The organism is Lysinibacillus sp. FSL W8-0992, assembly GCF_038008685.1.
GTDB lineage: Bacteria > Bacillota > Bacilli > Bacillales_A > Planococcaceae > Lysinibacillus.
On the sequence record NZ_JBBOZQ010000001.1, the window covers coordinates 1,295,871 to 1,316,325 of the forward strand.

Genomic DNA, 20,455 nt, shown 5'->3' on the forward strand with positions numbered 1-20,455 from the left:
CATTCTCCTCACTGCATTTTTCTTACTAGTATAACATATTTATAGAGAATGTCATGATATCACGAAAACAATTATTTCATTTCCAACATCTGTAATCTCTCGTTGAAAAGCACAGGATAGCTTAAAAAGCCTATCATTATGCTCGATAATGTTGCGGTTGTTAATAGCGCGAAAATTATTAAAAGTTGAAATTGAACTGCTTGGATAGGGTCTGCACCACCGATAATTTGACCGCTCATCATACCTGGTAATTGTACAAGTCCAATAGTTTTTTGGCTTTCAATGGTAGGAATCATACTTGCTTTAATGGCATTGATTAGTTGGCGATGAATTGCTTGTTTAGGTGTGCCTCCTAGAGATAAAATGAGTTCGATTTCGTTTTGGTGACTTGTAATTTCTGCAGTGAAACGATTTAAAAATAAAATGGATAATACCATTGTGTTGCCAATTAACATACCACTAATAGGGATAATATACTGTGCGGTGCTAGGGACAATACCGAAGCCAAGTAAAACACCTTGTGTGACAATTTCCACCACAACAAGCGTAATTATTATTTTCCAAGTGATTCCCTTAATTCCTTTACCATTTTTACGGGCATTAAACGCTGCAACTAAAATCATTAATGCTACCATTAGAAATATATAAATAAAACTTCCAGCTTCAAAAACGAATTTTAAAATATAGCCGACTGCAAGTAATTGAATAATAGAACGAATTGTTGCAATAACGGTGTCTTTTTCAAGGCCTAGTTTAAACGTTTTTGAAAGTAATAGCGGAATTAATACGAAAATTAATGTCAGCGAAAGCGATGTATAAGTCATGAGTTTACCCCCTGTACAAATTCAGCGACTCTCGGATTACTAGGAGCTTTTAATAACGAACTTTCTCCTGTTTCAATCAGCTCTCCTCCCATCATGACCCATGTATAATGCCCAATCGTTAATGCCTGCTGTAAATTATGTGTAATCCATATTATCGTGACATCATATTTTTTGTTTAATTTCACAATGAGTGTTTCGATATCTTGTGCGGATTGACGATCTAATGCAGAAGTAATTTCATCTAACAATAATATAGAAGATTGGTTGATTAGAGTGCGCGCAATTGAAACCTTTTGACGTTGCCCACCAGATAACTTATTGATGGAGCGATGTAAAAAACTTTCATCAAGACCAACGTCCAGTAAATAGCGGAATGCATCTTGCTGTGAGAGTTGTTTTCCTTGTAAAACAAGTGGAAGTGCCAAATTGTCAAATACGGTTCCGTTAATCATGGGTGCTGCCTGAAGAGCGATTCCTACATGTTTTCTTAAAGTGGTAGGCTCATAGGAAGCAATCGGCTGATTATCAATTAAGATAAGGCCATCTGTCGGTGAGAGTAGGCCGTTAAACATTTTCAGTAATGTTGTTTTGCCAGCACCGGATGGACCAACAAGTGTTGTAATTTTTCCTTTTGGGAATGAACCAGTAATTAATTTTAAAATGTTCTTATCGTTAGCTGAAAAACTCACTTGTTGAAGGTGGATAGCGGGCTCAAATAACGTTGTCATGTCGTTGAACCTCCTTTAAGATTATAGGTAAATAACTTTCATATGAAATGATTCGACGCTACAGTTATTTTACCTTATTTAAAGAAAACTTCTAATGAAAACAAGTAAGGAGAATGGAATAATGAATGTTTTATATGTAGATACACTAACATACGCACAAGGTGATATGTATATTATTGCTTCAGATGAAGGCCTTGTATATATAGGAACACCGAATACAGCGTTTGAAGAAGTAGAAAAATGGGCTCAAAAGCCGTTTAAGGGCTACAGTTTTGAAGAAAATAAAGAAAAATTAACGCCGTATGTTGAGCAATTAACAGCTTACTTTAATGGAGAGCTTACTGAATTTAATTTACCTATACATGTGAAAGGAACATCATTTCAGCTAGCTGTATGGGATGCGTTGAAAGAGTTGCCATATGGAACGACGACATCGTATTCTGCAATTGCGGAGCGAATTGGTAATCCAAAGGCGGTAAGAGCTGTAGGCAGTGCAATAGGTGCCAACCCTATATTGGCAATTATTCCGTGTCATCGTGTCATCGGAAAAAACGGTAAGCTGACAGGTTTCCGTAGTGGGCTAACAATGAAAGAATTTTTACTTGAATTAGAAAGAGCTGAATAAATATTTAAGCAGTGCTGTAACAAAAAACTGCTGGATTCCCATAACTTCACTAGGGACATCCAGCAGGTTTTTGTAATTTTTTCATAGGTGCAATCATTTTAATGTCTAGACATGTTCTTCTGTGACACTCGTTTGAGTTTTACCAAAGTGAGTTAGACGGTGTGCAAATGTTTCACCATTAATAGCAGAGCTTTTAAAAACTTCTTGATATTCATAAGCGGGTGTACCATGTTCGATAACATCGAGGCCTGTGATTTCTTCTTCTACTGACACACGTAAAGGGATAAATGCTTTAATGATAAATAGACCCGCTGAGACGGAAACGCCAACCCAAGCGATTGTCGCAATTACACCTATTGCTTGAATGCCTAGTAAACTTAGGCCACCACCGTAGAATAGCCCTTGACCGCTAATATCAAATAAACCGACCGCAAGTGTGCCCCAAATGCCACAAATACCATGAACTGCAATTGCGCCTACAGGATCATCTACTTTTAATTTCCATTCAATAAAGCGGACACCTTCTACTAATAAGGGTGCTGCAATTAAACCAATAATGAGTGAACCGATAATGCTGACGTTCGCTGCACCGGCTGTAATACCTACGAGCCCTGCTAACGCACCGTTGAGAGTTAGTGAGCCATCAATGTGACCATAGCGGAATTTTGTATAAAATGCAGTAGCAACAACGCCTGCAGAAGCTGCGAAAAATGTATTGGCAATTACCTTTGGAACGAGGGTAGGATCTGCAGCTAACGTAGAGGCACCATTAAAGCCGAACCAGCCAAACCACAGTAGAAACACGCCTAATGCGCCAAGTGGAATGCTATGACCAGTAATAACGTTGACGCGGCCATTTTCGTATTTACCTAGACGTGGCCCAATCATTATTGCAGCTACAAAGGCAGCTACAGCACCTGTTAAATGGACAACTGTAGAACCGGCAAAATCGATAAAGCCTAAATCAGTTAACCAGCCTTGACCGCTCCAAATCCAATGCCCAACAACAGGATAAACGAGTAATGTCATAAGTATAATTACACCGATATAAGCAAAAATATTTGTTCGTTCTGCTACGGCACCAGATAAGATTGTCGCACCTGTTGCAGCAAACATCGTTTGGAAAATAAAGAAGGAGAGGTCATCTACACCGTTTAAAGCGAATCCACTCGTTCCGAAGATGCCCCCAGCTGTGTCGCCAAACATTATTGCATAGCCACATAGAAAATAAACAATTCCTCCAAGCGATATAGTTAAGAAGTTTTTCATAATAATGTTTACGGCATTTTTAGAACGTGTGAAACCTGCTTCTACCATTGCAAATCCTGCATGCATGAAGAAAACTAAAATTGTACCAAGCATAACCCAAACTAAATTTACAGATAATATAACGTCTTCCATAGCTATCTCCCCCTTAATCTACAGCAATTGATCCGACTTCTTTAGTACGGATACGAATTGCCTGTTCTACTGGATAAATAAATATTTTTCCGTCTCCAACCTTACCAGTTGCAGCATCACGTAATAAAACCTCCACAATCGGTTCTACTTTTTCGTCGTCGATAATCATTTCAAGTTTTAATTTTGGTAAAAACTCAATTTCGTAAGCATTTCCACGAAACAAACCTGTATGACCTAATTGACGACCGCAGCCAGCGATTTCAGAAATACTTAAACCTGCAATACCAACCTTTGCAAGTCCGTCTCGTACAACCCCAAATACCTCTGGACGAATAATTGCCTCGATTTTTTTCACTCACACCAGCTCCTTGCGTAAATTTAATTTACATACTATAGGGAGCTGTTAAACGGCGCAATTGTTTTTTTGATTTACATGTTAGGTTTTATGACATCATATATTTCATTTTCCGTAATAGATTACTAAAAAGCTAATTATTAAAGGAATGAAAGCGGTACTAAAATTTGTGTCTAAATTATGAACGGTTCTAAATTTTCTGAATATTCATGTTAGAAAACCTAACATAGGAAGGAAAACGTGTAAAACGCAAGATTTTGGGTATATAGTGTATACTAAGACTAACAATGATAGTGGAAGAAGGGATTTCCTATGAGATCAAACTATGCTGATGATAGCTTAGCGCTACACACAGATTTATACCAAATCAATATGGCAGAGTCTTATTGGGCTGATGGTATACATAATAGAAAAGCGGTTTTTGAGTTATATTTCAGAAAATTACCATTTGGTAATGGCTATGCCATATTTGCCGGATTGGAACGCATGCTTGAGTTTTTACGAGACTTTCGTTTTAGTGAGTCAGATATTGACTATTTACGTGAAGAAGTTGGCTATAAAGAAGATTTCATTGATTATTTAAAAAATATTCGCTTTACAGGTGATATGTATTCAATGGTGGAAGGGGAACTCGTTTTTGCAAACGAACCAATTGTACGCATTGAGGCACCGTTAGTGGAAGCTCAGCTAATTGAGACAGCTCTTTTGAATATTGTGAATTACCAAACGCTAATTGCTACTAAGGCAAGTCGTATTAAGCAAATCGTAAAAGATGAAATGGCTATGGAATTTGGTACACGCCGTGCCCATGAAATGGATGCAGCAATTTGGGGAACTCGTGCAGCCTTTATAGGCGGATTTGCTTCCACAAGTAATGTTCGTGCGGGTAAACTATTTAACATACCAGTAGCTGGTACGCATGCTCATGCGCTTGTGCAAGCATATAAAAATGATTATGATGCATTCCACGCCTATGCTAAACGTCATCGTAATTGTGTGTTTTTAGTGGACACTTATAACACGTTGAAATCTGGTGTACCGACAGCGATCAAAGTGGCAAAAGAACTAGGGGATAAAATTAATTTTATAGGTATTCGTCTAGATAGTGGAGATATTGCTTTCTTGTCAAAAGAAGCACGTCGTATGCTCGATGAAGCGGGCTTCCCTGATGCGAAAATTGTTGTTTCGAATGATTTAGATGAATACACAATTTTGAACTTAAAGGCACAAGGCGCGCGCGTAGATATGTGGGGAATTGGAACAAAGGTCATTACAGCTTATGATCAGCCTGCATTAGGAGCTGTCTATAAAATGGTAGCTATTGAAAATGAAGAAGGTCAGTTGGAAGATACGATTAAAATATCTGCGAATGCGGAAAAGGTTTCAACACCAGGCTTGAAAAATGTTTATCGTATTATCGACTTGAAAAATGGTAAATCAGAGGGCGATTACATTACAATGCACGATGAAGACCCTCAATCCGAAGAACGCATAAAAATGTTCCACCCTGTGCATACATTTGTGTCAAAATTCGTGACGAATTTCGAGGCGAAAAACTTACATCAACATGTGATTAATAAAGGGGAAATAATTTATCAAAACCCGTCGTTGGTAGACATGCGCAATTATGCAGCTGAAAATTTAGAATTGTTATGGGATGAATACAAACGTGCGATGAATCCAGAAGAATATCCAGTCGATTTAAGTCAAAAATGCTGGGACAATAAAATGCGCAATATAGAAGAAGTGCGCGAAATGGTTAATCGAATTGTGAAAGGTTAAGGAGTGGAGAATGTTATGGCATTACAACAACAAATAATTAAAGAATTAAGCGTTTTGCCAACAATTGATGCACAGGAAGAAATTCGTAAATCCATTGATTTTTTAAAGGCATATGCACGTCGATATAGCTTTGTAAAAGGATTTGTGCTTGGTATATCTGGTGGACAAGATTCTACTTTAACTGGGAAATTAGCACAACTAGCTATTGATGAGTTAAATGCTGAAGCGGGCGAGGAGAAATATTCATTTTGGGCAGTGCGTTTGCCATATGGTGTTCAAATGGATGAACAGGACTGTCAGGACGCTATTGATTTTATTAAGCCTACGAATACTTACACAGTGAATATTAAGGAAGCAGTCGATGCCAGTGTACGTGCTTTAGAAAATGCCGGTGTTACACTTAGCGATTTTGTAAAAGGGAATGAAAAAGCACGTGAGCGCATGAAAGTGCAATTTTCTATTGCTGCTATGAATAGTGCAGTCGTTTTAGGAACAGACCATGCAGCAGAGGCAATTACAGGTTTCTATACAAAGTTTGGTGATGGTGGGGCAGATTTAATGCCTATTTTCCGTCTTAACAAGCGTCAGGGAAAACAATTGTTAGCTGCGCTTGATTGCCCTGAGCATCTGTATTTGAAAGTGCCGACAGCAGACTTGGAGGAAAACCGCCCATCTCTACCAGACGAAGTGGCGCTTGGTTTAACATATGAGCAAATTGATGATTATTTAGAAGGGAAGGAAATTCCTAAGGATGCTCGTGAAACACTAGAGCAGCACTATTTGCGATCTCAACATAAACGTCATATGCCTATCACAATTTTTGATGATTTTTGGAAATAAAGCCTGTGAGAATAGAGTTGTACAAAAAAGTGATAGAAACTTTTTTAACGATTCTATTCTTTTTTATGTATTTTGGTTCTGTTTGCTTAATTTCTTGCATATAATGTCGATATAAATACCTATAAACGTAGTAAAATAAAAAGGAGGGTAACTAATTATGAGGACTTCTAGTGTAAGTGCGACGACAAATAGTACTTTTCGTAATGAACAACAGTATTTACATGCTGGTGATCTTAGTCATGACTTTAGCCATAACGCACAGCAACGATTTAAAAAAAGTATTCAAAAAATTAAAGATAAAAAACTACTAAATAAGAAGAGACAAATTCAACAACAACGTCACAATAAAATTGAGGCTACTTTTGTTGATAGTGAAGGCAACGTACAAATTCATAATGAACTAAATGAAACAGCTGGAAAGCTGAGCCGTCTTAGCAAGCTAAAGAAGCGCCACAATAGTTACCGAACTTCCATATAAAGTAAAATCAAACCCTATACCAAACTTGGTATAGGGTTTTTTGCTACTGGATATTACTAAACATTGCTCTATTGATTCCCTTTAAGTTATCGGTAAGCCATCAGTTATATAATCAGTTCTTTTGACCTATTAAATTCATGGCTAAAAAATTAAAATTTGTAACTTTTTTGTAAGTGAACCGTTATACTACTAGATAGGCTTGTTTTATAAAAAACTTCAAATAAGCTATTTTTTGAGGTAAATACAAGGGGAATATTCTCGTGGATTTAATATATAATTCGTGTATGCGACGGCTAATGGCACATTGATTGTGTTACATTGCAGTTTTCGATATGCTTAAACTAAAATTATCGTGCAATTCAAATAATTGGTTTGTGGAAATGGGAGGGATTTTGTTTTATGAATTTACAAATACAAATGGTATTAGAAAATATAGAAAAAGTAATGATTGGGAAGAGGGAGGTTGCTGAACTTAGTATCGTCGCTTTGCTTGCCCAAGGTCATGTATTACTTGAAGATGTGCCTGGAGTGGGTAAGACAATGATGGTGCGTGCACTTGCCAAATCATTCGATGCTCAGTTTAAACGTATTCAGTTTACACCAGATTTACTGCCATCAGATGTTGTAGGTGTTTCTATTTATAACCCTAAAACAATGGAATTTGAATTTCGACCAGGACCAATTATGGGTGATGTAGTATTAGCTGATGAAATTAATAGAACATCACCTAAAACACAATCAGCGTTACTTGAGGCAATGGAGGAAGCGTCAATTACAATAGACGGCAATACACTTGAAATTAACCAGCCATTTTTCGTTATGGCTACGCAAAATCCGATTGAACATGAGGGGACGTATCCACTGCCAGAGGCGCAGCTCGATCGTTTTTTACTGAAAATAAAAATGGGCTATCCAACTAGAGGACAGGAAGTAGAAATATTGCGACGTGCAGAAAACGGTAAGTCCATTGAAAAAATTGATGCTGTACTTACGCTTGCGCAATTAATTGAATTACAGGAGCTTGTGCAAGGTGTGTATGTCGAAGACTCCGTAAAAAACTACATGGTTGAGCTTGCTTCTCAAACGAGAGAGAATAACTATGTGTATTTAGGGGTTAGTCCTCGCGCAACAATTGCTTTGATGAAGGCATCGCAGGCGTATGCGTTTATGAAAGGGCGTAGCTATGTAATACCAGATGATGTTCAACATTTGGCGCCATATGTTTTTAGTCACCGATTAGTGCTTAAGCCAGATGCACGCTATGATGATGTAACAGCAGAGGAAATTATTGAGCGTATTTTGGCGAAAACCCCTGTGCCAACAAAGAGGTTTGCAGAGAAATGAAGAAGTGGCGTGCTCTTTTTGAGAAAAGTAAACATTTTCTATTAGTGAGCTTTCTAATGCTTATTACGTTTTGCTATGCAATGTTTCAAGGCGGTTTTGTAAGCTGGTTTGTATTTTTCACAGTGAGTCCATTTTTGCTATACGCCTTTATTTTTCAACTTGTTAGGGAGGACATTTACCGTATAGAGCGGAAAATTGAGCCTTCCCGTGTTGAAAGCGGACAATCCGTTAACGTAACAATTAGTGTTGAAAGAAAAACACGATTTCCATTTGCATATATGCTAGTAGAAGAGCTTGTTGGCAGCACGATGCTAGTTCAGTCAAAGGTACAAGAGAAAGACGCTATCAAATTTGTAGGCTTTAAAAAGGTTTTTAATTGGAGTTATACTCTTGAAAGCTTACCGCGCGGTGAACATCAATATTTAGGTGCAAATATAATCTTCTATGATTTTTTCGGATGGGCAAAAAAACGCATTCAGATAGAAAAAGAACAAACAGTTCTTGTCTATCCAAGAGTGCATGATATGAAATATGCTACATTGCAAGCAAAATTAGATGTTGGGTCTATGATGGCTCCTTATTCCATTGTGAAAGACACATCAATGGCTATTGGTTTACGCGAATATGTACCAGGAGACCGCTTTTCGTGGATTCATTGGAAGTCTTTTGCAAAAACGCAAACGCTACAGTCTAAGGAGTTTGAGGATCGTCAATCTCAGGAACTTCTGTTAATGCTTGATGAAGGTGCTTCTCCATTATTTGAAGAGAAAATTGAGTTGGTAGCTTCGATGTTTAAAGCAATAGTGCAAGGTCGTGGAGAAATTTCTTTTGTGTCAACAGGCACGAAGACGAAAGTGTTCACTTCCATTCAAGGGGAAAAGCAACTAGATCGAGTGATGCAACATTTAGCTAGTGTAAAACCTCTTGAAAATGCACAATTCCAATTACGCGATCAACAAGTTTTTCAGCGTGTTGCAACACTTTTATATGTTACGAGTGATATATCAGATGAACTATTACATACTTTAGGTAATTCGGTGAAAAGCTGTATTTGTTTTGTTGTGACACAACAGACAGAAACACAGTCTGATGTAATAAAGCGTTATAAACATATTCAAGTCGTGTATGTAGACCCAACAGATTATTACCACTTGTTCACGGAGGTGATGAAGCCGTGAAAAAATCACTAGAAAGTTTTATTGAATTGGCTATAGCTTATCTCATTATTTTCTTTATATTACGTGAGTGGTTAATACCAGTAATGCAATTAACAAATACAGGTGTAAGTCATTTGTTTTTAATTTTTATTGGCTTAGCACTAGTACTGTGCCTATTTAAAGTTCGGCCGTTATTGTCGGGGCTTGTCAAGTTAGGCTACATTACATGGTTCGTTATATTTGTTTATAGCGAGAACCCTTTTTTCTCAGGTCACACTATTCCATTTTTAGTGAATGAAGTGACATTGAATATGGTGAATATTTTTTCGGGTAATTTCGGACAAGTATCAGATGCATTTAGAACAGTACTGTTTTTGGCATTGATCTGGATGTTAATATATTTAATTCACCATTGGATTACGGTACATCATAATATTTTCTATTTCTTCGTACTAACTGTATTTTTCATCGCTACTCTTGATACTTTCAGCGAATATAATGGAAAACCGGCTATTATTAAAGTAGTAGTACTGGGTCTTATTATGACTGGTGTACTTTTCTTAAAACGATTAAGACTCCAAGTTGATGCGCCAAGTGATTTAGTTAGAAAGTGGAAAATTATATTACCGATGTTAATTTCGGTGGCACTCGTTAGTATGGTAGCATTCTTTTTACCAAAAGCAGGGCCTACGTGGGCCGATCCAGTGCCGTTTATTAAAGGCGTTACAGGACAAGGTGGCGTGGGAGATGGTCAAAAAACAGTTGGCTATAGTGATGATGATAGTAGATTAGGTGGCCCGTATAAAGGCGATAATACATTAATTTTCACTGCAACTTCCCGCGACCGTCATTATTGGCGTATAGATACAAAAGATACGTATACATCAAAAGGTTGGGTATTGTCTGGTGAATATATAGGGGAAGCAGTTTTTGAAAATGATACCCCGATCTTTACTTCTCTGCCTGTTGGACCAACACAGAATGAACGCCAAATACAGATGAAGATGGCTGTACCTATGCCATTTTTAATTCAAACGTATGGTATGCTGTCCGTTTCTGCAGAGGAGCCAACATTGTATGTACAGGATGGACAAACGGAAAAAATAGTAACGAAACAACCAAGTGGTGAATTAGTAACTATGAGTAATGGTAGTAATAAATTACTATCAAGTTACACGATATCTTATAGTGAACCAAATTATAGCTTGCAACAACTTCAGACGTCAGAGCCAGCTATGTTAGAAACATTAGATAGTTCCTATAATCGTTTCTTACAATTACCAGATACGCTTCCGCAGCGAGTACAAGATTTAGCAATTGATATTACGCGCAATAAAACATCGATATATGAAAAAATAAAGGCGATAGAAGGGTATTTTTCAAAAGGTGACTTTAGTTATGATAAAACAGCTGCCGCCTATCCTTCGGAAAATCAAGATTATGTAGATCAATTTCTGTTCGATACGAAAGTAGGGTACTGTGATAATTTCTCTACATCAATGGTCGTTATGCTTCGGTCTATTGGTATTCCTGCCCGTTGGGTGAAGGGTTTTGCACCAGGTAATGCAGGTGGAGTATCTGATGGTTATCGTAAATATACGATAACAAATGATAATGCGCATTCATGGGTAGAGGCGTATGTTCCAGGTACAGGCTGGATAGAATTTGAACCTACAATTGGTTTTTCTGGGAATGTTAATATCAATTATGATTTGCAACGAGATGTTCCTCAGCAAGAACAGGAACTGCAACCAGAAGAAAAAACAGAGCAACAACAAAAGAAAGACCAACCAACTAAGAAAACAACTACCCAGTCAGCATTTAGTTTTGATAGTGTATGGACGTGGATAAAAACATTAAAATATGTTTGGTTGGCACTCATTGTTCTGCTAATAATTATTGGTGTGACATTATTTGTACAACGAAAAACATGGATTCCTAAAATGCATGTGCGTGCCTATCGTAAAAAAGAAGCGGATTGGACGAGCTTTGATTCATCTTATCAGGCATTAACGAAACAATTAGTACGTATTGGCTTACGTCGAAAAGATGGCGAGACATTACGAGTGTTTGCTGAACGGGTGGATGCCGCTTTAGAAACGGAAGAAATGCGGAAGTTAACAGCGATATACGAGCAACATATTTATAGCAAGAATACGCAGAATGTTGACTACGTTAAACTGAGAGAAAGTTGGGAATATTTAATCAATCGCACTATCAGTTGATTTTAATGGGCACAAAGAGTAAAATGAAAAAAATTATATATGATTAGGATGGCTTTCATATAAGTTCGAAAATAGGGTTCGGATGTTTCTACGAAATCACCGTAAATGATTTCTCTATGAAGGTGAATGTTTTGGTTAGGTGAGGAGTTTTTATAAATCACTTTTCTTTGTTACGCATTCCCCTTTATAAATCATGAACTTATGGACGCGTAGGAAGTTTTTTTACTTTCATACGCGTTTTTCTTTGAACCTATGAAAACGTCCTTTAAAAATACAAGAAGAGGTGGAAATATTGTCAGCAAGCCCTTTATTAAAAGAGCAAGAAAAAATCGTCGTTCTAGACTTCGGTAGCCAATTTAACCAATTAATTACGCGTCGTATTCGTGAGTTCGGTGTCTTCAGTGAATTACATCCACATACGATTACAGCAGAAGAAATTAAAGAAATGAACGCAACAGGTATCATCTTTTCTGGCGGTCCTAACTCAGTTTATGATGAGAATGCTTTCCATGTAGATCAAGCCATTTTTGAATTAGGCTTACCAATCCTAGGTATTTGCTATGGTATGCAATTAATGGCTTATACTCAAGGCGGTAAAGTTGAAGGCGCTGAAACACGTGAATACGGTAAAGCGGAAATTCAAGTGACTGCTACAAATAAATTATTCGGTGAATTACCAACAGAACAAATCGTCTGGATGAGCCATGGCGACCACGTAACAGAAGTACCTGCTGGCTTTGAAATCATCGCAACAAGTGCATCATGCCCTATTGCTGCTATGGCAAACGTAGAACGTAAATTATATGCAGTACAATTCCACCCAGAAGTTCGTCACTCTGTATACGGTAACGATTTACTACGTCAATTCGTATTCGATATTTGTGGTGCTAAAGGCGATTGGTCAATGGCAAACTTTATCGAAATTGAAATCGCAAAAATTCGCGAAATTGTTGGCGATAAAAAAGTATTATGTGCACTTTCAGGCGGAGTAGACTCTTCTGTTGTTGCAGTACTTATTCATAAAGCAATTGGTGATCAACTTACATGTATGTTCGTAGACCACAACTTAAACCGTAAAGGTGAAGTTGAACAGGTTATGAAAACTTTCACGGAAGATTTCGATATGAACCTAATTAAGATTGATGCACGTCAACGCTTCATGGACAAACTTGCAGGTGTGTCTGATCCAGAGAAAAAACGTAAAATTATCGGTAACGAGTTTATTTACGTGTTCGATGAAGAAGCTTCAAAACTAGAAGGTATGGATTTCCTTGCACAAGGAACTTTATACACAGACATCATTGAATCTGGTACTTCTACTGCTCAAACAATTAAATCTCACCATAACGTAGGTGGTCTTCCAGAAGACATGCAGTTCAAATTGATTGAGCCATTAAAAACATTATTTAAAGACGAAGTTCGTGCACTTGGCTTAGAGCTTGGTCTTGACGAAAAAATCGTTTGGCGTCAACCATTCCCAGGTCCTGGTTTAGGTATTCGTGTACTTGGTGAAGTAACAGAAGAAAAACTTGAAATTGTTCGTGAATCTGACTTCATCTTACGTGAAGAAATCGCAAAAGCTGGCCTTGAACGCGACGTTTGGCAATACTTCACGGTATTACCTGATATCCGTTCAGTAGGTGTAATGGGCGATGCTCGTACGTATGACTACGCAATCGGTATCCGTGCAGTAACGTCTATCGACGGTATGACTTCTGACTGGGCACGTATCCCTTGGGATGTTCTAGAAAAAATTTCTGTACGCCTAGTAAACGAAGTAAAACACGTAAACCGCGTGCTGTATGATATTACTTCTAAGCCACCAGCAACAATTGAGTGGGAATGACCTTGTGAATTATAAGGTTGTTTATACGCTGTAAATGTTGATGTATCAACGTTTATCTTGTATTCTTAGTTAGTGAAATCACTTCTAACGTGCAACTATTTATATGTAAATTTAAACTCTCTTCTATTTAGTTTCAGCGACTAAAATAGGGGGGAGTTTTTTTATTGGTTAAAATTATGGAACTGATAGATGATTTTGAATTGAATCAACAGGTTCAGGAACGGAAGAAGGAATATATTGCACTTTGTAGGTATCGTTTAAACCGCTGGAAAGACTACATGGAAGAACAGTTTAACATCACTGAAATTGAAGGTGTTAAAACCATTCATATTAAGCGATACATTCGTTTTTGTCAGGAGTTAGGTAAAGAGAAGGCAATTACAATCAACGGTAGTATAGCCACGCTAAGGGTGTTTTTTAATGACCTAGTTGAAGAAGAGTTTCTTGATGAAACGGACAATCCGATGAGAAGGATTAAGAATTTAAAAGAGGAACGTAAAATCATTCATACTTTTAATGACGAAGAAGTGAAACGGATTTTACGTGATGTAAAGGAGTATACGTATTCAAATGTACGTGACAAGTTGATTCTTATCATTTTATTCGATACAGGCATTCGTGTTAGCGAATTGTGTGACATTAAAGTACAAGATGTTACTAGTAAGCACATTGTCATTCACGGTAAAGGTTCGAAACAACGGTTAATTTATGTATCACGTATTATGAGAAGATATATGCGGAAGTACGAAGCGTTAAAAAAGTTACGATTCAAAAATAAGCATCCTGAAGAGATAGCAGACTATTACTTCTTAGACCAATCAGCTGAAAGATTATCAAGGTCTAGGATAAATAAAATTCTGAAAGAACATTGTAAAAATGCTGGTGTTAGGAAAGAAGTAAGGTGTTCACCACACGATTGTCGCCATTATTTCGCACATAAGCAATTAAGGAATGGTACAGACATCTATAGCCTTAGCCGTCTAATGGGGCATTATGATACCCAAATTACGTCTAACTATTTACGAGGATTAGAAGAAGAAACCATACTACAAATAGGGAGAATAAAGTCACCTTTAAACAAAGTACGACTATAAAAAGAAAAAAGAGAGTGCTAGGAACACCCTCTTGAAGAAGTGCACTATATGTTTTGTGACATAGTAGTGCGAACCCATTAACAAATCGACCAACAATCGATAACTGAATATGAGTTATATTGCCTTTATTTTACTTGAAAAAAAGTTAAAATGCAAAGGCCTATTTTGCTATTGCCTTTTTTAGCAAAAACTCATTGGTGGAAACCTAGTAACACCAATTGAAACTAAACTTGACAGGTTATGACGTTCCCATCGCACACAAACGTCTAGGATATCACTAAAAGCTTCCTTGTTGGCTTGGGTATCTGAATGTGGTTGACGCACATAATCGGTCAGGAGTGGAAGTATTGAGTTGTTACGGCAACGCAAGATACACCATAGAATACGATTTTACAGAGTTCCACAATAGTTGGATATGTATTAACGTTTTATAGCAAGAACGCTATTTAACGGATTGTATGAACTCATGGGGGCAATAGTAGTGCAGTAGGTGTATTGTGAGAAATCACGCATTTAAACAAGGGCATACATACGGAAACCATAATTGACGTTTCATGAAAATACATAATGCAGATGTTTGTCTATGTTTCAGATTCTATTAATTTAGTTTTCTGAAACGTAGGCAATCATTTTTTGCACCAGCCGTTTTCCATATCTCGGTTTCATGGTGAAGGGAACTGTTAAAACTGTAAAGAGTTATTTTACTGAAAGTGAGATTTAATGAAGTGGATTTATAATTGTGACAAGGTTGTGCAGTCGATTTGTCTCATGTACTATCGTTATACGATATAACGTAATGTTAGAAAAATAAGATTGTACTTTCATTAAGGATTCAAATTAAGATATAGGTGTATATGTTTTTATTTATGAAGGAGAGGGCATTTATGTACTGGAATTATAGAGTTGTTGAATTTACTAATAAACAGAACAAACCATACTTTGAGATATGTGAAGTTCATTATGATGAAAACGATAAGCCTTATGCGTGGGGTGAAATAATGCCTGCTGAATCATTTGATGAATTAAAAGAAGATTACGAGTATATACGTAAAGCATTTGAAAGTCCTGTATTGAAAGTAGTTGAAGATAAATTAGTACAAGTGACAGATTAAAAGAGAAGTATCTACCTGTAAGGATATATCTTTAGGGAATCTATTATGGGTGAGTGGGAGTGAAAATGTTGGATAAAGTTACAGATGAAAAGCTGGAGTATTTTACTGGTGAAGTGACAAAGTTTTTTATGTTTTGCGTTACTTTAGTAGACGGTGGACAAAATTCTATGAAGATATACCCAATTGAATTAGGATGTAAGATGGCTGATTTTTATGAAAAAAATGAAAATCGCTATAACAAGCATCAGTTAGTCAACCAATTTATTAAAACTTATATGGGAATAGCACTGATAAAGGAGTATTCAAAAGTTAAAGACCATTTAGACAGTCTGTTTATAAAAAATGATGATGGACCAATAGACAGTATATTTGCAAAAACCGAGTTTGTTAAATGGAATCAGAAGGGCTTTTAAGTTCCTTACGATTCTTTCTTTATGGCTGTTGTTGCTATTCAACTAAACTGCCCAGTTATTTTAATAAGAAATAATTATAAATTTACATAAATATTCCATTATTTACTTATATATATCGTTTAGTACTATAATAATGAAAAGAAATAGTTTTAATACTCAGGGGGTATCTATATGATTCTTGGATTACATCATGCACAGATAACTATTCCGAAAGGTGCTGAAGAAGAAGGTAAGAAATTTTATTGTAATGTGTTAGGATTAGAAGAAATTGAAAAGCCCGTTTCACTTCAAGGGAGAGGGGGCTTTTGGTTACAAGTTGATGATAAAGAGATACATGTAGGAACAGAAGATGGCTTTGATAGATTAACAACGAAAGCCCACTTAGCATACCAAGTAGAAGATGTATCATATTGGAGGAGAGTATTGGTGGAAAATGATATAAAAATATTGGATTCAGTACCAATTCCAAATTTTGAACGTTTTGAGTTTAGAGACCCTTTTGGAAATAGAGTAGAGATTATTAAAGCAATTTAAGATTCATTTATTATTCAACTAACAAGTGCTTTAATTCAATAAGATTCAATAAGAAAAGTCGATTCCTTAACATACTGGAACTCGACTTTGTTTTTTATGATTATTGCATGAACTCTTTTAATTCTTTACCATTTTTGGCTGTGTAGCCATCGGAAATAGCTGTGTTCTAACTTCCTTTGCAATTTCTGAATTTCGCAATAGCATTCCTACACGTAGAATCGCACGTTTTGGAAATAGCCGTAAGCCACGTGAAGGAATAGTTATTTCACCCCCACCTAACACTGTAACGATTGTTTTCCCTCTACCAGTTTGTAAAAGATAGAACATCTACCTTTAAAGAATCAATAACTTCATCTTTCCTGTATGTGACAAACCCGTCTGAAATAATTTCGTCTTTGTGATTATGAACTAAAAATTTAATTACATCTTCGCTAACATCATAAAACGTTGCAACTTGCTTCAGTGTCGCCATTTCTAACGCTGGAAGTAGTAACAACCCTTTCATACGTTCAAGCACTTCCACACGCTTTACCAGCCGAAAAAGTTGTTGATACGTTAATTGCAAGAATACAGAATCATACGGGCATGTTTTAAGTTACTCGGAAGTAATATATGCCCGTAAAATCAATCTTTTGGAGTCTGTATATGGGAAAACATTAGTTCTGTTTGTCTACGCCTTTATATAACCACTAGCACAATAAAATGATTAGACCAATTCCAGTTAAGAATAATATTCCTATTCCATGTGGAGAATTTAAGGATTTTAAATAAAAAACGGTATCATGCATTTGCTATCACCCTATATTAGCTTGGGTTTGAAATGTATTATTTATGAATGTGGAAATATGGAATAACACTTAATATATCATTTTAGAAGTGAACCCTGCTTATATAAGTATGTCAATGAGACACCTTTTCTTTTAGCTACTTGTTTAATTAAATCTATCTCGTGGTACATAGAATTAGACAAAATTCCATTCTCTATATTTTTGCTAATATGATAATAAAACCCTGCTAACATTTCTAACGATAATTCACCGTATAAAGAATTTTTGTTATCAACCATTAACAGCCACCTTCGTTCCCCTTTTTAAACAAGTATATAGAATGCTTTTTTTATCGCAATATGGGATTTTAATTTAAAGCTGTTCCTTGAAGTGTTTCTATGCTTTCTTGTTTAACTATTTCGTCTACATAATATTCAATAAGTAAAACCTCCAAGTTCATTCTTTCTTCTGAACTCATATTTGACTTCATTGTTACATGTAGTTCTTTAATAACTTCCTTAGCAGTTTTTAAATTCATATATTTTCACCAAACCTTTCTACAAACAATGTTAATGGTATTCATTTTGCAACTGTATCGCAAGGCACAATTTTTACCACACATTGCATAGCTGATAGGGCATTGGTGTTAATTGTATTATTGAGGTAAATTTAGGGTAGAAAAACCTGGAAAAATAAGAAAAGCCCACCTTTAGTTGATGGGCTTTCTTGAAACGGTGGGCTTATTGGAATTTGAATATCCTATCCTTCAGATTTCCCCTTCGACTCTTTTTCCATACCGTTTAATTGTTGTTGTGTAAGGTCAGGAAATAGCTTCTTTATTTTTCTTGGATGGCGTTCCATGTAGTCCATAAATGAATAGTAACAGTCTTTTCTGCTTTTGCCATTTACGATTTTTTTAATTGTTGCCTTTGATACTGGAAATTGTTTTTCTATCTGATAAGGAAGAAGCTTTTTAACCTTGTTTAGATATAGGATTTTGTAAACATCCTTATCAGTGAGTTTTACGTTATATATGCTATTTGCCATACTACAAGTCCCCTTCCAAATAGTCAGTCAGAAGTGTTCTCATACGCTTTGATGGGATATATACGTTTATTTGTTGCCCATGTCTGATACGGCTTCTAAACAGCCACTGAAGCAATTCAGAAAGGGCAAAAGTATCTTCATCAACCTGAACGCCATGCTTAAAGAAGAAATTCTTTGTTACTGGATTCATAAAACGATTTGCTAGATAAATACATACAGATTTATCTTGATATTGATTGGTAGCCCTACAATTCACGGAAACAAAGGAATTTTTCAGACCCGTTGGTGTTAATGTATCTTGAAATTCTTTGAATGTTGTCCACATGACTTCATCCGTTGAAACCTTGCATTTATTGCGGTAGAAATTATAAGCGTTATCTTTGAGTACCTTTTTTATTGCTGTTTGTTTGGTTCTTGTTCGCAAATTACTCATGCTGAAATCTATACGCTTATCGCCAACTTTGTTCATATCCTTTCTATCAGCTGGTGAAGGTGTGTAAATATTAATGTTGTCCCTGATATGTGCAAGCTGTTCGTTGTGATATTGGTTGTATTCAGTTAGCTGATATGTGCCTTCAATGTTGGCAACAGAATGATAATTATATTGAACTCTGAACAGGTCAAAATATGCCCGTTGAATTTGCCCATCAAATAAATATGTCAGTAAATAAATTTCATCAAAACAATGGAAAGATTCTGCTGGAAATGTCCAATACAAGACAACGGGTTGCCCTTCATCATTCTCATACATCATCAAATTTCCAGCGTTAGCAAGGTTGCGTATTTTAGTGAAATAACCGTCATCGCTATCGTATTCAGGCTTATTCCAGCGTACAAAACCCCCATCATCCACCTTTATAATTCCTTCACTGTATAATAGCCGTAAATCGGACTTTGTATATTCTTCTAATGGTGCAATTACATTCATTACTTCATCCAAAATAAGTGTATAGTTTTCGCTTGCTAATAAGTCTAATAGTTCCGCATCCACACGCTGGAATAACGAATGAGTTGAAGCAATATCAGCACCTTCAGAAATCAGGCGTTTAATATCTTCAAGTTTTGTGCCATCTTCATTTGATGGCTGAACAAATTCTCTACTGGTACAATCTGAAATGATACGTTTCACTTCATCCGTGAATGGTGTTATGTAGATGAATTTTTGCCGTGCTGGTGCATTGTTCATGTGATGGATAGCCCAACTGGATTTCCCACTTCCCATAATTGAATCAATGACTTTGATTGTTGGAGTGTTTAGTTGTCGTACTGGATTGATTAGATTCATGGTGATATTCCCCCGATTTCGTAAATGTTTCTTCATACCTTTAAACAAGGAAATGGGGATATTCAGACAAGTAATTTGATGTTGAAAAAAATCTTTACTTTCACTGCTTAGTAAACGTTTGCTGAAACCCTTGATATGACTGGGTTTGTAGCAAATTCCCTTTAAAAGAGAAGAGTATAAAAAAGAACAAAGAAGATGCTTCGCACGTGGAAGAAAAGCACTTCCACGCTAAAATGAAAAAATGCTATCTGAAAAGTAGTACGTATATTTCTTCAGCTAACAATGAAAAGATACAGTGATGATTTAGTGCAGACGAAACAAGTTTCGGCTGATGTTTTGACCTTGAACTATTAGGCTAAATATTGAATATTAATTTTCAGATACCGTAAGGGAAGTGGGGTACTTGGTACTTGTTAAAATTTATTTGTATAAAAAATTTAATGTAGCTGCTTTTGAAATGTGAATGGCTGAAATTATTGATGGTGCTGAAAGTGTTAGGTATCTGTGTCATAAATGTGACTGTATATCAGTGGAATGACTGGTGAAAATACAGCTGAAATTCCCATATAATGCACCCCGTGGACGTAAACGAAAATGA

22 protein-coding genes and 1 riboswitch are annotated in these 20,455 nt (G+C 36.4%); of the genes, 12 read left to right on the forward strand and 10 right to left on the reverse strand.

The window, feature by feature from the left end; translation table 11 throughout:
* Positions 1–71: 71 nt before the first annotated feature.
* On the reverse strand, positions 72–824 hold the full coding sequence (locus tag NSQ74_RS06270; RefSeq protein ID WP_340822167.1) for an ABC transporter permease: 753 nt from the start codon (positions 822–824) through the stop codon (positions 72–74).
* A complete protein-coding gene (locus NSQ74_RS06275; RefSeq protein WP_340822169.1) occupies positions 821–1,552 on the reverse strand; it encodes an ABC transporter ATP-binding protein in 732 nt (243 codons plus the stop codon). Before NSQ74_RS06275 ends, NSQ74_RS06270 begins: the two co-directional genes overlap by 4 nt.
* Positions 1,553–1,673: 121 nt before the next feature.
* On the opposite strand from NSQ74_RS06275, the gene NSQ74_RS06280 reads away from it, so the two are divergent.
* Positions 1,674–2,177 (forward strand): methylated-DNA--[protein]-cysteine S-methyltransferase, encoded by a 504-nt coding sequence (locus tag NSQ74_RS06280; protein ID WP_340822170.1) that lies wholly within the window; start codon positions 1,674–1,676, stop codon positions 2,175–2,177.
* 105 nt (positions 2,178–2,282) lie between these two features.
* On the opposite strand, the gene NSQ74_RS06285 is transcribed toward NSQ74_RS06280, so the two are convergent.
* Together NSQ74_RS06285 and NSQ74_RS06290 are read right to left on the reverse strand one after the other, a co-directional pair.
* Positions 2,283–3,578 carry an ammonium transporter gene (locus NSQ74_RS06285; protein ID WP_340822171.1) on the reverse strand — a complete coding sequence of 432 codons (1,296 nt, stop codon included), beginning with the start codon at positions 3,576–3,578 and terminating at the stop codon, positions 2,283–2,285.
* Positions 3,579–3,591: 13 nt separating this feature from the next.
* Entirely contained in the window at positions 3,592–3,933 is a 342-nt protein-coding gene (locus tag NSQ74_RS06290; RefSeq protein WP_340822172.1) for a P-II family nitrogen regulator, read from the reverse strand.
* 312 nt (positions 3,934–4,245) lie between these two features.
* On the opposite strand from NSQ74_RS06290, the gene NSQ74_RS06295 reads away from it, so the two are divergent.
* From NSQ74_RS06295 to NSQ74_RS06345, 11 genes are all read left to right on the forward strand, one after another.
* A complete protein-coding gene (locus NSQ74_RS06295; protein ID WP_340822174.1) occupies positions 4,246–5,715 on the forward strand; it encodes a nicotinate phosphoribosyltransferase in 1,470 nt (489 codons plus the stop codon).
* 15 nt (positions 5,716–5,730) lie between these two features.
* Positions 5,731–6,555, forward strand: a complete 825-nt coding sequence (nadE, locus tag NSQ74_RS06300) for an ammonia-dependent NAD(+) synthetase (protein WP_340822176.1) — start codon at positions 5,731–5,733, stop codon at positions 6,553–6,555.
* Positions 6,556–6,712: 157 nt separating this feature from the next.
* The gene (locus tag NSQ74_RS06305) at positions 6,713–7,033 is read left to right on the forward strand and encodes an NAD synthetase (protein ID WP_340822178.1); all 321 of its coding nucleotides are present in this window, start codon (positions 6,713–6,715) and stop codon (positions 7,031–7,033) included.
* Positions 7,034–7,432: 399 nt separating this feature from the next.
* Positions 7,433–8,377: an AAA family ATPase gene (locus NSQ74_RS06310; RefSeq protein ID WP_340822179.1), complete on the forward strand. Its 945-nt coding sequence runs from the start codon at positions 7,433–7,435 to the stop codon at positions 8,375–8,377.
* Positions 8,374–9,555: a DUF58 domain-containing protein gene (locus NSQ74_RS06315; RefSeq protein WP_340822181.1), complete on the forward strand. Its 1,182-nt coding sequence runs from the start codon at positions 8,374–8,376 to the stop codon at positions 9,553–9,555. Before NSQ74_RS06310 ends, NSQ74_RS06315 begins: the two co-directional genes overlap by 4 nt.
* Positions 9,552–11,759, forward strand: coding sequence for a transglutaminase TgpA family protein (locus tag NSQ74_RS06320; protein WP_340822183.1), 2,208 nt, complete (start codon positions 9,552–9,554; stop codon positions 11,757–11,759). The genes NSQ74_RS06315 and NSQ74_RS06320 overlap by 4 nt, the downstream gene beginning before the upstream one ends.
* 35 nt (positions 11,760–11,794) lie before the next feature.
* Positions 11,795–11,896: riboswitch (purine riboswitch) on the forward strand.
* A gap of 155 nt (positions 11,897–12,051) precedes the next feature.
* Positions 12,052–13,605, forward strand: a complete 1,554-nt coding sequence (guaA, locus tag NSQ74_RS06325) for a glutamine-hydrolyzing GMP synthase (protein WP_340822185.1) — start codon at positions 12,052–12,054, stop codon at positions 13,603–13,605.
* 176 nt (positions 13,606–13,781) lie between these two features.
* Positions 13,782–14,699 carry a tyrosine-type recombinase/integrase gene (locus tag NSQ74_RS06330; RefSeq protein WP_340822188.1) on the forward strand — a complete coding sequence of 306 codons (918 nt, stop codon included), beginning with the start codon at positions 13,782–13,784 and terminating at the stop codon, positions 14,697–14,699.
* 884 nt (positions 14,700–15,583) lie between these two features.
* Positions 15,584–15,811 carry a hypothetical protein gene (locus NSQ74_RS06335; RefSeq protein WP_340822189.1) on the forward strand — a complete coding sequence of 76 codons (228 nt, stop codon included), beginning with the start codon at positions 15,584–15,586 and terminating at the stop codon, positions 15,809–15,811.
* A 68-nt stretch (positions 15,812–15,879) separates the two neighbouring features.
* Positions 15,880–16,224: a hypothetical protein gene (locus NSQ74_RS06340; protein WP_333006900.1), complete on the forward strand. Its 345-nt coding sequence runs from the start codon at positions 15,880–15,882 to the stop codon at positions 16,222–16,224.
* A 171-nt stretch (positions 16,225–16,395) separates the two neighbouring features.
* Positions 16,396–16,758 carry a VOC family protein gene (locus NSQ74_RS06345; protein ID WP_333006901.1) on the forward strand — a complete coding sequence of 121 codons (363 nt, stop codon included), beginning with the start codon at positions 16,396–16,398 and terminating at the stop codon, positions 16,756–16,758.
* A gap of 117 nt (positions 16,759–16,875) precedes the next feature.
* Here NSQ74_RS06345 and NSQ74_RS06350 read toward each other — a convergent pair whose 3' ends face one another.
* The 6 genes from NSQ74_RS06350 to NSQ74_RS06375 form a co-directional block, all read right to left on the reverse strand.
* Entirely contained in the window at positions 16,876–17,085 is a 210-nt protein-coding gene (locus NSQ74_RS06350; RefSeq protein ID WP_333006902.1) for a hypothetical protein, read from the reverse strand.
* Complete coding sequence (locus tag NSQ74_RS06355) at positions 17,060–17,263, reverse strand: hypothetical protein (RefSeq protein ID WP_333006903.1); 204 nt, start codon at positions 17,261–17,263, stop codon at positions 17,060–17,062. Before NSQ74_RS06355 ends, NSQ74_RS06350 begins: the two co-directional genes overlap by 26 nt.
* A 360-nt stretch (positions 17,264–17,623) precedes the next feature.
* Positions 17,624–17,824 (reverse strand): hypothetical protein, encoded by a 201-nt coding sequence (locus NSQ74_RS06360; RefSeq protein ID WP_333006904.1) that lies wholly within the window; start codon positions 17,822–17,824, stop codon positions 17,624–17,626.
* A gap of 68 nt (positions 17,825–17,892) precedes the next feature.
* A complete protein-coding gene (locus NSQ74_RS06365; protein ID WP_333006905.1) occupies positions 17,893–18,063 on the reverse strand; it encodes a hypothetical protein in 171 nt (56 codons plus the stop codon).
* A 221-nt stretch (positions 18,064–18,284) separates the two neighbouring features.
* Positions 18,285–18,572 (reverse strand): hypothetical protein, encoded by a 288-nt coding sequence (locus tag NSQ74_RS06370; RefSeq protein ID WP_333006906.1) that lies wholly within the window; start codon positions 18,570–18,572, stop codon positions 18,285–18,287.
* Position 18,573: 1 nt separating this feature from the next.
* Positions 18,574–19,857, reverse strand: coding sequence for a hypothetical protein (locus tag NSQ74_RS06375; protein ID WP_340822192.1), 1,284 nt, complete (start codon positions 19,855–19,857; stop codon positions 18,574–18,576).
* Between the last annotated feature and the right edge of the window lie 598 nt (positions 19,858–20,455).

Coding starts and splice junctions, on each gene's coding strand:
- NSQ74_RS06270 (WP_340822167.1), bottom strand. CDS start 824: ATGACTTATACATCGCTTTCGCTGACATTAATTTTCGTATTAATTCCG.
- NSQ74_RS06275 (WP_340822169.1), bottom strand. CDS start 1,552: ATGACAACGTTATTTGAGCCCGCTATCCACCTTCAACAAGTGAGTTTT.
- NSQ74_RS06280 (WP_340822170.1), top strand. CDS start 1,674: ATGAATGTTTTATATGTAGATACACTAACATACGCACAAGGTGATATG.
- NSQ74_RS06285 (WP_340822171.1), bottom strand. CDS start 3,578: ATGGAAGACGTTATATTATCTGTAAATTTAGTTTGGGTTATGCTTGGT.
- NSQ74_RS06295 (WP_340822174.1), top strand. CDS start 4,246: ATGAGATCAAACTATGCTGATGATAGCTTAGCGCTACACACAGATTTA.
- nadE (WP_340822176.1), top strand. CDS start 5,731: ATGGCATTACAACAACAAATAATTAAAGAATTAAGCGTTTTGCCAACA.
- NSQ74_RS06305 (WP_340822178.1), top strand. CDS start 6,713: ATGAGGACTTCTAGTGTAAGTGCGACGACAAATAGTACTTTTCGTAAT.
- NSQ74_RS06310 (WP_340822179.1), top strand. CDS start 7,433: ATGAATTTACAAATACAAATGGTATTAGAAAATATAGAAAAAGTAATG.
- NSQ74_RS06315 (WP_340822181.1), top strand. CDS start 8,374: ATGAAGAAGTGGCGTGCTCTTTTTGAGAAAAGTAAACATTTTCTATTA.
- NSQ74_RS06330 (WP_340822188.1), top strand. CDS start 13,782: ATGGAACTGATAGATGATTTTGAATTGAATCAACAGGTTCAGGAACGG.
- NSQ74_RS06335 (WP_340822189.1), top strand. CDS start 15,584: ATGTACTGGAATTATAGAGTTGTTGAATTTACTAATAAACAGAACAAA.
- NSQ74_RS06345 (WP_333006901.1), top strand. CDS start 16,396: ATGATTCTTGGATTACATCATGCACAGATAACTATTCCGAAAGGTGCT.
- NSQ74_RS06350 (WP_333006902.1), bottom strand. CDS start 17,085: ATGTTCTATCTTTTACAAACTGGTAGAGGGAAAACAATCGTTACAGTG.
- NSQ74_RS06355 (WP_333006903.1), bottom strand. CDS start 17,263: ATGAAAGGGTTGTTACTACTTCCAGCGTTAGAAATGGCGACACTGAAG.
- NSQ74_RS06360 (WP_333006904.1), bottom strand. CDS start 17,824: ATGGTTGATAACAAAAATTCTTTATACGGTGAATTATCGTTAGAAATG.
- NSQ74_RS06365 (WP_333006905.1), bottom strand. CDS start 18,063: ATGAATTTAAAAACTGCTAAGGAAGTTATTAAAGAACTACATGTAACA.
- NSQ74_RS06370 (WP_333006906.1), bottom strand. CDS start 18,572: ATGGCAAATAGCATATATAACGTAAAACTCACTGATAAGGATGTTTAC.
- NSQ74_RS06375 (WP_340822192.1), bottom strand. CDS start 19,857: ATGAATCTAATCAATCCAGTACGACAACTAAACACTCCAACAATCAAA.